Consider the following 11,153-nt stretch of genomic DNA (forward strand, 5'->3'; position numbering starts at 1 on the left):
AGGCGGGCGAGGCTGGCGGCGGTCAGCTTGTCGCGCAGCTCCTCCCGTGTCTTGCCGGCCTCCTCCAGGCGATCACAGAGCGCCATGAGCTCATCGACCTTGGCGACGATCCGGTGCTGTTCGGCGAGAGGTGGAAGCGGGATCAAGATGTTTGAAATGGACTCGCGATTTAGGGTTACTCCCTTAATCGCTCCCTTGGTCTCGCCGCCTCGGGCAAGGTCAGGCAAAACCTTGAATAAATAGGGATCAAGTTCCGCTAAGTGAGGCCGAATTGAGATGATAGCTTCGTTGTGGTAGGCGTGCACTCCCAGCCGTGACATTTTGCCGATCGTGAGCTTGAAGCTCATAATCATTGTTCCGGCTGGAGCTGGGTCAGATTTGAAGGCTTCTTTCTTAGCCTTTTCGCTGACTGTTTCCTTTGTCTCGCTTACGACTTGGCCATCAACCATGTCCGCAATGCTCACCCAATGGAAATCACCGGTATTCCAATAAGATGTATCGCCTCGCGATGGGGTCCTGCCGGCTGAGAAATCGACGATGTTCGCGAAGCGAACCCAAATCCAATTACTTGGGAGTGGGTGTGGTTGATCACATCGCGCGACGGGTGGCAGTTCAGGTTTTTTCTTAATCGCCCCTACCTCAAAGAGACGAACCTTTTTTTCGGCTATCCTGTCAAGCAGCTCTATGGCAGGCTCATTCGCCGCATCCTGCTCCACCAGCTTCCCACGCACCGCCAAATCCAGGACGAACCGCCGCAGCCGCGCGATGGCGTCCGGCGCTTCGCTGATCTGTTCGTAAACCTGCAGCAACCGTTCCGCGTTCATCGGGCCAGCGCCTCCGTCAGGATGGCCTTCAGCTCGGCGCGCAGGCTATCGACCGAGGCCTTGGCCTTGGTCAGGTCGTTCAGCAGGGTCTCTGGGTCGCCCCAGTCCTCTGCCTCCACATGCGGGTTCTTGATGTCGAGGTTGAAACCGCGCTCGCGGATCTCGTCAATCGACACTTTCCACGCGCGCTCGCTTTCCTGCCGCCCTTCGCGGGCCTCACCGCCCCACCATGCGGCGCAGTCGTCCAGATGCTCCAGCCGGATCGGCTTGGTCATGGAATAGGCCTTCTGCGTCTCGGGCACGCGGTGTTCCCAATACCAGATGTCATGCGTGGGCGTGCCCTTTTCAAAGAAAAGCAGGTTGGTGCCGATGGAGGCATAGGGTTTGAAGACCGAGTTCGGCAGCCGCACGATGGTGTGCAGGTTGCATTCCTCAAGCAAGTGTTCCTTGAGCTTGGTTTTGATCCCTTCGCCAAAAAGCGAGCCATCGGGCAGCACCACGGCTGCCCTGCCGTTGTCCTTAAGCAAGCGGATGATGAGCGCGAGGAACAGGTCTGCCGTTTCGCGGGTGCGGAAGGTGGGGAAGTTGTTCTCGATCCCGTCCTCTTCCTTGCCACCGAAGGGCGGGTTGGACAGGACGATGTCGACCTTGTCCGCTTGGCCCCAACTGACCAGCGGGCGCGCCAGGGTGTTGTCGTGACGCACCCATGACGGCTCTTCCACCCCGTGCAGCAGCATGTTGGTGACGCAGAGCATGTGGGGCAGCGGCTTCTTCTCGACCGCGCGTAGCGAGGCCTGCATCAGCGTCTCGTCCTCAGGGCGCTTGATGTGCTTGTCGCGCATGTGGCGCATGGCGCAGGTCAGGAAGCCGCCGGTGCCGCAGGCGGGGTCAAACAGCACCTCGCCGGGCGTTGGGTCGATCTGCTGAACCATGAAGGCGGTGACCGCGCGGGGCGTGTAATATTCGCCGGCGTTGCCCGCGTTCTGGAGGTCGTTCAACAGCTGTTCGTAGATGTCGCCAAAGTGCTGGCGTTCGGTGAGGTTGTTAAAATCGACCTCGTTGATCTTGTTGATCACCTGCCGCAGGAGCTGGCCGGATTTCATGTAGTTATAGGCGTCCTCAAAAATATCGCGGACGACCTTGGCGCGGGGCCCTTTTTGCGGGGAGAGTTGTTTGAGGCGGGGGAACAGCTCGTCGTTCAGAAAGTCCAGAAGCGTGTCGCCGGTGATGCCCTCAGGGTTGGCCGCCCAGGTCCGCCACTGCAGATCCTCGGGGATGGGCGAGGTGTAGTCATCTTGTGTGATTTCCAGCGCTTCGTCCTGGTCATCCATGATTTTGAGGAAGAACATCCAGACCAGCTGGGACATGCGCTGCGCGTCACCATCGACGCCGGTGTCCTTGCGCATGATATCTTGGATGGATTTGACGAGGTTGCGGACGGACATGAGTTATGCACTTTCTTCGTAGAGCGCCGTCTGCATCTCATGCACGGCGCGAATGTAGTCGTTCTTCTTGCCGAAGGCGCGGATCAATTCAACCTCGGTGCCCATGCCGGAGAATGGATTGATTTTCAGGATCTTCGGGTCGTCGATGCTGATAACGCCGTCGTCGGCGTATTTTTCCAGCAATGCCTCAAGGACAGCACGGGCCTGGGGGCCGTATTTGGTAAACACGTCTCGCTTGAGCACATTATCGGCGCGTTCTTTGCGGGTCAGCGGCTTGGCGTCAAAGGCGATATGGCAGATCAGGTCAAACGGGTCGAGGTCCAACCCCAGTTCGTCAGCGATTACGTCGAGGGGCAATCCCTCCTCGGCCAGTTCTTCGACAAGCGCGTGTTTGCGTTCGGTCTGCTTCCAGCGCCGCAGGAAATCATCCAGGCTGGTGAAACGCTGCCGCATGGCCTTGCGCGTGTAGTCGCGGAGGGACTCGGTTACCAGCTTGCCGCTTTCATCAAGGTATTCGACGCGCTCGGCGACGATGTCAGCGCCCACGCCGTCGATATAAACCTTGGGGTGCGGGCCGGTCTTGGTGCCGCTTGTGAGGTTCTGGTTGTTCGGATCGATCAGGACGGTCTCGTTCTCCGCAGGGTTCTCACCGCTTGCTGTGCCGTCGCCGTCCGGCGTCTGGGCTGGCGTTTCGTCCGACGGGGTCACAGGGTCATACTGACTGGGTTCGTAGATTTGAACAGGCTCGCCGTCGAAGTCCGGATCTGCGAAATGGCTTGACGCACCGCGGAAATCCATCAGCGTGAAGAACAGCTTGCGCGTATCTTCATGCACCCGTGTGCCGCGCCCAACGATCTGCTTGAATTCGGTCATAGACCCGACTTCGCGGTCGAGCACGATCAGGCGGCAGGTCTGGGCGTCGACCCCTGTAGACAGAAGTTTGGATGTGGTCACGATCACGGGGTAAGCGGCCTCTGGATCGATAAAATTTCCCAGTTGATCGATGCCGTCTTTGTCGTTCCCGGTGATCCGCATCACGTATCGCGCGTTCTTTGCGACGAGGTCGGCATTTTCGTTGATAAGCGCTTGGCGCATACGCGCTGCATGCTCTTGATCCACGCAGAACACGATGGTCTTGGCCATCGGGTCGCCACTTTCGCGGAGGAACTCCGTAATTTTTCGCGCGACGAGCTTGGTACGGTCGTCCAAAACCAGCGTTCGGTCGAAATCCTTGGCATTGTAGATCCGGTCCTCGACCTCTTCTCCATCCCGATCCAGCTGGCCTTTCGCCGGGCGATACCCCTGCACGTCACGGTCGACGTGAACTTTGATGACTTTGTAGGGCGCAAGGAAACCGTCGCGGATGCCTTGCTTCAAGGTGTAGCTGAAGACTGGTGGCCCAAAGTAGTCAATGTTCGACGCGTATTCCGTCTCCTTGGGTGTCGCCGTCAGGCCGATCTGCACGGCTGACGAGAAATGATCGAGGATCTCCCGCCAAGCGGAGTCCGCCGATGCGCTCCCCCGATGACATTCGTCGATGATGATCAGGTCGAAGAAGTCCTTGGAGAACTCACGATAGATCTTCTGGCTCTCGTTCGGGCCGGTGATGGCCTGGTAAAGCCCGAGGTAGATTTCATAGGAGGAGTCGATGCGGCGCTTTTTGTCCATCGCAAGCGTAACGCTCTCCTTGGTTCCGTCCGGCCGCTCGATGGTTTTCGACTGGGTCGACAGCTTCGCCATCTTGCCACTGAAGGGCCGAAAGTCGTTGACCATGGTTTGATCGATAAGCACATTTCGATCTGCCAAGAACAGAACGCGTTTTCCAGGAAACGCCTGCCGAAAGCGCCAGATGATCTGAAAAGCCGTATAGGTTTTGCCGGTGCCCGTCGCCATGACCAGAAGGACGCGATCCTGCCCCTTGGCTATCGCTTCCATCGTTTTGTTGATGGCATTGACCTGATAGTAGCGCGGTTCCTTGCCCGAACCGTCATCATGGTAATCCTCAAGAGCGATTTTTTCCTCAGCGTCGGACAGCCCTTTCCAAGATTTATAGCGCTGCCAAAGATCCTGGGGGCTGGGGAATTCATCCAAGCCCAAGGACTGTTCGACATTTGATGAAGATCCAGTTCGATCGTGGAAGACAAAGCCATTTCCGTTCGATGAGAATACGAAGGGAATATCCAGCGTCTCAGCGTAGCCGAGCGCTTGCTGCATGCCTCCGCCGACGGGCTGTTTGTTGTCTTTCGCCTCGATGATGGCGATGGGGATGTTGGGCTTTGCTGACAAGATGTAATCAGCACGCTTGCCTTCGCCGCGGCTGACCATCTTACCGCGGACGATGATCCGGCCTTTGGTGAAACTGACCTCTTCGCGGATTTGGCTGTTCACGTCCCAGCCTGCTAAGACAAGGGCTGGGGTGATAAATTTGGTGCATATATCGCGCTCGCTAAGGCCCCGCTTGTCCATTTTATCCTGCCGCAATTAAAATCGAAAAAAGTATCTACCGATGCTACGTCGGGATGCGCGGGAAAGACAAGCGTGCGCTATCACAATGATTAAAGGCGTTCCTGCGTTTTTCGCCTGACACGCCAAGTTGCGCGGATTGACGACGGCACTATGACGGCTGCTGATTGGTCCTATGAAGGTAATGATACGATCGCCGCGGAATATTTGCTGATACTTAGCGAAGAGCTGCTGGGCCGCCGATACAACAAGGCCGCGCAGAACCGCTCTCTGCAAAATCAAATTGGTCGGAGCCGAGATTCCATCGAATTTAAAATCTCCAACGTCGCGCCGCTTTGCGGGCCCTGGACAGGCGACATTCAAAAGGTATGCGCCGAGGTGCAATTTGCAAGTGTCGCTGGTAAAAGCCGCCGCCAGGTGGTTCGTACGTGATCCTGATGGGGAAGCGGCACTTCACCGTGAATACGACGCTGGTTGGCCAAGGCTGCGCATTCCTTCATTGATGTCGCACCAACTATTCAAAATGCTCCGCTTCCGAAGTAGTTGGAATAGATGCAGCACGTCGTCCGACGTTCGATGCCGCCGGCCGCCGCGAACGGAACCGGGCGCTCGGCTATGCCGGTGAGGGGCGGGTGTTTAACATGAGCGTGCGACCTTCAGCCGTGCTTCACGGCGTCAGATTGGTTGTCTGGGCCATGTGCCGTGTTAGAAACCGGCTTCCTGTCAAAAAAAGCATCGCGCACCCAAGCCGCGATGGTGGTTCGGCATGGGTAGTCTAAAGCATGCAGAGTCCATCAGATGCAGCGGTCATGGGTTGCATAGTGATTTAGCGCCACCTGCCTCTGCGCCGTCGAAAACTAAGGCGTGCGCGGTGCCGATTATATAGGCATGATTTGCCGCCATTGGTATTCCCGAGGCCACGCCTTCCAAGCCGTTCTTCGTCGGATACCCCAACTTACGAGTCGCGGGCCTGCACCCGCTTGTCGAGCTTGACGTAAAGCTTGACCGCGCGCAGTCCTTCTTCGTAGCTGTGCATGGACTATCCCTAAGATAGTCCAACCTTTCGTCCGCACCCCCACCGGCCCCTTCGCAAGGACAATCACCACGTAGCTCTTTGGGTGCGGTTCGATGGGATCGGTTCGGTAAATTTCATGGTTCTAATGGGTGTAATGCATAGATGCCTATGTGCTTAATTGCTTGGCTTCAGAATGTTGTTGTATAGCAAGCGCTTAACGGAGATTGTAAATTTCTATGCTGCGTCGGTGGGTCCTAAAGTAGGAGAAACCTGCAAAATGGCGGGTTAGCCAAGAGAAAATGCTGGTTGATGCGCATGCAGATTTGTTGCGGTAAGAAAAATTGCTGGTTGATATTTTTCTATCTTCGAAAAGCGCCCCATTTCCTGTTCATAGGAAAAATGAGGCAACTATGGACACCGAAAACAAAAACGTAAGTATAACCTTTGATCTGCTCAATAGCATACTTGAAGCCGAGTTCTCAATCACTACGACACGGCTTTTGATCGGTATGATCTTCCTTCAAGATAGACACGAGCTTTGGCGCACAGATGATCTATATATGCAAGATACAACCCGTGCCAGTATGTGGTGCTTCGGCGCCGAACTCCGTCATTTAGTAGGGCCATCGAAAGCTAACAAGGCTGCCCCTTTGCTGAACCTAATTGCCGAAGTGAGTGGTTCTGGGTTATTCGATGCGATACACATGTCAAACCGGAATCACCGAATCCACTGGTGTTTCAGCTCGGCGGTTCATCAACTTATGGCCCTACGTTGGAGTGATGATTTCGCACTCATTGATATTCGACACGCCGCTGCATGCCGTTCTGCTACGACGCTCAACTTATACTGCAGAATAAGAAATCTCAGAAACCACCGTATCCCAGAGTTTGAAATTCCTCTTTCAAAACGATGGTGTGACTACCGACGAGAGTTTTTCCAGAGCTTGCAGCAGGCCGTGGAGCTGGCAGGTACAACGGCGTTCGTTGGCCTCGAGTGGGTTCGACGGGGGAATGGTCAACAGCGCCTTCTCATCCGGTTGCGGCATGAAGGAACTACTTGGTTTCCTGATAAACTGAGAAGCTGGTCACTAAATTCGCGAGTATTTAGAGTGTCCCACTACGAAGTTGCCGAGATCGATAAGAGAGATTTTAGAGAGTATGCTATTGATGGAGAAAACCCTACTGATGTTGAAGCAAACCTGCGGAAGAATCTCCCGGCAGCTTCCCGATGATAAAGCTCGGAATCATCACTGATCACTGCAAGAGTTTATTGCAATCAAGGATTGTACCGTTTTGAAGAGAGGCTTAGCAATTTAATATTGCTAAGCACAAACTCAGTTCAATTGACGCTCATTTCGTAGCAAATCTTAGCATCATACCACGATCGCCGCATCTCTAACACCTTTTGCGAACTGAATTATCTCAACAGCACGGTTATCTTCAAAAGCGCCGGAAGTTCGCAAGTTATCAATATCAAGAAAGGGCCTTCACTGGAACTTCCGCTTCAGACTATTGTTGACTGATGTGGTAATCCCCCCGTTTTTGCGGGGACTTGGTCGTAGAATTTACGCGGCCATTCTCAGTTTCTGGGCGGGGGTCATTCCGCCGTTGCCCATGTTTGGGCGCTCATTGTTATAAGACCAGAGCCACTCGGTGGCAATCTGCTGCACCTGGTCGATGGTTTCGAAGATGTGGAGGTCCTGCCATTCGTGCCGGACCGTCCGGTTGTAGCGCTCGACATAAGCGTTCTGCTGCGGTTTCCCCGGCTGTATGTGGGCCAAGGCGATGCCCTTGTTTTCGGCCCATTCCATGAGGGTGCCGCTGATGTATTCCGGGCCGTTGTCGACTCGTATGGTTCGAGGCGCACCACGCCATTCGATGATCTGGTTCAGCGCCCTGATGACGCGTTCCGCGGGTAGCGAGAAGTCGACCTCAATACCCAGCCCTTCACGGTTGAAGTCGTCCAAGACATTCAGCAGCCGGAACTGGCGACCGTCCCCGAGGCGATCTGCCATGAAGTCCATGGACCAGACTTCGTTCGGCTGTTCTGGCACGACCAACTCGTCGGGCTTCTCCCGTTTCAGCCGTTCGCGCGGCTTGATCCTGAGGTTCAGCTCCAGCTCGCGGTAGACCCGCTTGTGGTTCCAACCATGGCCCTGGATATTGCGCAGGTAGAGAAAGCATAGGCCGAAGCCCCAAGTCTTCTTCGCCTTCGTCAGCCCAAGCAGCAGGTCGGCGATCTGCTCGTTCTCATCGTCCAGCTTCGGGCTGTATCGGTAGCAGGTTTCGCTGACATCAAATGCCCGGCACGCCAGCGCGATGCTGACGCCCTTCATCGCCACCGCTTTCACGGCCAACTCTCGGCGTTGAGCTGGCCGCTTCATTTTTTTCCGAGCGCCTCCTTCAGCAGGTCGTTTTGCATGCTGACATCAGCAAACATACGCTTCAGGCGGCGGTTCTCCTTGGCCATCGCCTTCATCTCGCTGATCAGGCTCGCATCCATACCGCCATATTTGGCCCGCCATTTGTAAAGAGTGGCACTGCTCATGCCATGTTCACGGCACAACTCGGCAGCAGGAACGCCGCCTTCCATCTGGCGCAGCACGCCCATGATCTGGGCCTCGGTAAAACGTGACTTCTTCATCGGAATCTCCTCGTTCATCCTGCCGAGAAAATTCTACTTCCGCATCCCCTTAACATCGGGGGGGATTACCATGTCTATCAGGCTATCGGCCGCGGAATAGTGTAACAAACGCGTCAACGTAACCAGGGTGGGAAAAAATTCGGATCGGTGTCGGTGATGTTGTTTACGGGGACATGATTTATGACTTGTAAGCTGGGAAGGGTAGGAACGCCATCTCAGGATCGGTTTTCGGCTTCGACGGCGTTTTCTCTTTGGCTGTAGCGTCTATGCTCAAAAGCACATCAGACAGAGGAAATGCCTCGCGCTCTCTTTCTGCCAATCGCGCGTGCACTAAACCGACGATCCGCTTCCGCTCTGACCGCGGCAGACTGCTTGCCCAATCTAAGAAGGCGTATCCAAATAGCACTTTACGACGTGTATCGCGCTTTCGATTTTGTAAGGCCGCCTTGGCCTTCGCGTCGGCGAGTTTTGCGCGCTCCTTCGCAATCTTTTCTTCGAGAGCAGCGATTTGTTTTTCAATTGGGGGCATCCAGTATCTCCAGTTGGCTTTCAGGCGTTGAATGGGATATGAGGCCTTACCTGCCGAAGCGCTCCCAAATAAAGCGCAACTATCGATGACGCCGACGTGCGCCCCCACCGAGCCTGGGAAAGGCGAAGGGCGCGGTTACGCAACTCCGTTGGAGTTGCCGCGCGCCTGCCGCGGGCTTTTTTCGAGCGGATCCAGAAGTTGGGCGCCATCTAAAATAGATGAGACACAAAGCATCACGATTCGAAGTTAAGGTTCGCAACCGCAGCAACACCGCCTCTATCGTAGCAGCGGCGGCCTATTGCACCGGCGGGCGCTATCGCTGCGACCGCACTGGTAAAGTGAAGAATTATTCCCGCCGGCGTGATGTGGTTTCCGTTGAGTCGATCAAGCTTCCGAATGATCCCGAGAAAGTGTTCAACGCCGCTTGTTCAAAGGAAAAGCATCCAAGGGCCAGGCTTGCACGAGAGATACTGGTGTCATTGCCCCATGAGCTACCGCTCAAGAGGCAACGTGTACTGGTTCGTGGGTTCTGTCTTTGGATGCATGATCGTTATGGAATGTCTTCCATGGCCGCAATTCATCATCCGTTTGCCCATGGTTTGGATCAAGAAATTTTACGAGATATGATTCCAATGACCGAGGGGCAAAAAGAGGTGCCGAAGCTTCGGAAAGATGAGCGTGGGAACCCTCTAAATCAGCACGTTCATATACTGTGCCCAACCCGTGTTTGGAATGACGAGACAGGGTCTTTTGGCCAGAAGATACGTGACTTGGATGGCATAGTTTCAGGTCCGCAGATTATTCAGGAGATGCGCGACGAGTGGCAGAAACGGGTTAACCGTGAACTAACGAAAGCAAACGTCCCAATGCTTGTTGACCTTAGGAGCTATGAGAAGGCTGCTGCCAACGGTGACGCGCCCGGCGGTCTCACGCCGCAACCGAAGATGGGCCCACGGAACACCGCTCGCAAGCGTCGCCGCATCTTGGAGAATGGATCAGATGACACGCATCTGGGCAAGACGCGCGCAAAGATCCAAGCGAAGAATGAAGAGCTTTGGAAGAGCTGGTTGCTAATACGTGACCTTGAACGCGAGAAGGCCCGACTCAAAGATTCCGAATCGATTGCAGCAAAGAATGAGACTGCGCGGCTGGCGAAAGTGGACGAGGCAAATACGAATATCGAATCCGCCAGGACTGCTGACGCCCGCGCGAAAGCTATCGAAAATGCGCCTCACCTCGACACGCTTGACCCAACCCGGGCCGCAATTCTTTGGGCGCAAGGTAGGATGGAGAAGAAGATTGACCCGAAAAGCGATCGTACAATTGACCCTGAAACCGAAACGGCGGCTACTCCAGAATCGAAACAGCAACCAAGGTTTGCAATGAGCCAAAAGGCAAAACAACGTGCTCGCCCGCCGCGCCAGAGGCAGAGAAAGATAGGTAGTTGATCTTTTTTCACATATTCTCATTGATCAACGCCGACAAGCGGTTCTCCCCAATAGTTAAAAAGGGGAAACGCCTCTTTTCTGTTCATATGGTACCGACGGTATGCATAAATGAGTTGAACGTCTTCTGGGATGTTTTCCGCGCCCCAATGATCAATTTTAAGCTCATCAGAGTCGGCGTCACGCGCCCAAATTTCCGCTTCAAGTCTTTCAACCTTCAGAAGCCGGAACATGGACTCAGCTCTTTTGATCGCAGAAAGCTTCTCATGATTGGATGTAGATGCACAACGCAGGGAGCGTTCAGCATTCCGCAGGCGCAATAGAAACGCCTCTTGAAGGTCAATATGCTCGTGAGCGCTTACGTGGTCTATTAACAAGTTACTGAACTTACGATTATTTAGCTCTTCGTCGGAAAGATGGGCGAGCTCACGTCCGGCCTTCATTCTCTTCTCAACGGCTTTGTCTAACCAAGCAGCAATGGCTTGACTTTCTGCCGAATACCTTGCGCGAGAAAAGGTTTCGTTTTCAAATTTTATCCGGAAAGAGAATTTAGATCTGGCGCTCGTCGAGAGCATAAAAGTTTTGAACCGGTCGGAGCTGTCAAAATGAAACGTACCCCAGAGATTTAGAGTTGCGCACTTCATTGAAGAGCGAAATCTTTCAGGCAAGGCGTCGTCAAATTCACATTTTATTTTTGCGGTTTCATAATTGATTTGCGCCACAAGAGTGGCAGGTAGTGCAATGGGTAGCGCAAGCATTCGAGTGTCCTTTTCTTCACAGGAGACCGG

9 protein-coding genes are annotated in these 11,153 nt (G+C 54.5%); 3 read left to right on the forward strand and 6 right to left on the reverse strand.

Annotation, left to right across the window (positions count from 1 at the left end; genetic code table 11):
- The 3 genes from A3764_RS06985 to hsdR form a co-directional block, all read right to left on the reverse strand.
- On the reverse strand, window positions 1-824 hold an 824-nt coding region (locus A3764_RS06985; protein WP_201722410.1), incomplete at its 3' end, for a restriction endonuclease subunit S.
- Entirely contained in the window at window positions 821-2,269 is a 1,449-nt protein-coding gene (locus tag A3764_RS06990) for a type I restriction-modification system subunit M (protein WP_067925468.1), read from the reverse strand. The genes A3764_RS06985 and A3764_RS06990, both read right to left, overlap by 4 nt.
- Window positions 2,270-2,272: 3 nt before the next feature.
- Window positions 2,273-4,735, reverse strand: a complete 2,463-nt coding sequence (hsdR, locus tag A3764_RS06995; RefSeq protein WP_067925471.1) for an EcoAI/FtnUII family type I restriction enzme subunit R — start codon at window positions 4,733-4,735, stop codon at window positions 2,273-2,275.
- A gap of 150 nt (window positions 4,736-4,885) precedes the next feature.
- Between hsdR and A3764_RS07000 the strand changes: the two genes are divergently transcribed.
- Window positions 4,886-5,164 (forward strand): hypothetical protein, encoded by a 279-nt coding sequence (locus A3764_RS07000; RefSeq protein WP_067925473.1) that lies wholly within the window; start codon window positions 4,886-4,888, stop codon window positions 5,162-5,164.
- A gap of 993 nt (window positions 5,165-6,157) precedes the next feature.
- A complete protein-coding gene (locus A3764_RS24545; protein WP_150120713.1) occupies window positions 6,158-6,979 on the forward strand; it encodes a hypothetical protein in 822 nt (273 codons plus the stop codon).
- Between the two features lie 333 nt (window positions 6,980-7,312).
- On the opposite strand, the gene A3764_RS07005 is transcribed toward A3764_RS24545, so the two are convergent.
- Both A3764_RS07005 and A3764_RS07015 read right to left on the reverse strand, forming a co-directional pair.
- Window positions 7,313-8,391, reverse strand: a protein-coding gene (locus A3764_RS07005; RefSeq protein ID WP_150120714.1) for an IS3 family transposase whose coding sequence is annotated in 2 segments (ribosomal slippage) — window positions 7,313-8,130 and window positions 8,130-8,391 — 1,080 coding nt in all. Because the reading frame shifts where the segments join, the coding sequence is not laid out codon by codon here.
- A gap of 178 nt (window positions 8,392-8,569) precedes the next feature.
- On the reverse strand, window positions 8,570-8,920 hold the full coding sequence (locus A3764_RS07015; protein WP_067922661.1) for a hypothetical protein: 351 nt from the start codon (window positions 8,918-8,920) through the stop codon (window positions 8,570-8,572).
- A 218-nt stretch (window positions 8,921-9,138) separates the two neighbouring features.
- On the opposite strand from A3764_RS07015, the gene A3764_RS07020 reads away from it, so the two are divergent.
- The gene (locus tag A3764_RS07020) at window positions 9,139-10,368 is read left to right on the forward strand and encodes a MobA/MobL family protein (RefSeq protein ID WP_082851055.1); all 1,230 of its coding nucleotides are present in this window, start codon (window positions 9,139-9,141) and stop codon (window positions 10,366-10,368) included.
- Window positions 10,369-10,385: 17 nt separating this feature from the next.
- Here A3764_RS07020 and A3764_RS07025 read toward each other — a convergent pair.
- Window positions 10,386-11,153 (reverse strand): hypothetical protein (locus tag A3764_RS07025; protein ID WP_236628113.1); only part of this gene is annotated, 768 nt, incomplete at its 5' end.

Source organism: Sulfitobacter sp. HI0129 (genome assembly GCF_001635395.1).
Lineage (GTDB): Bacteria > Pseudomonadota > Alphaproteobacteria > Rhodobacterales > Rhodobacteraceae > Sulfitobacter.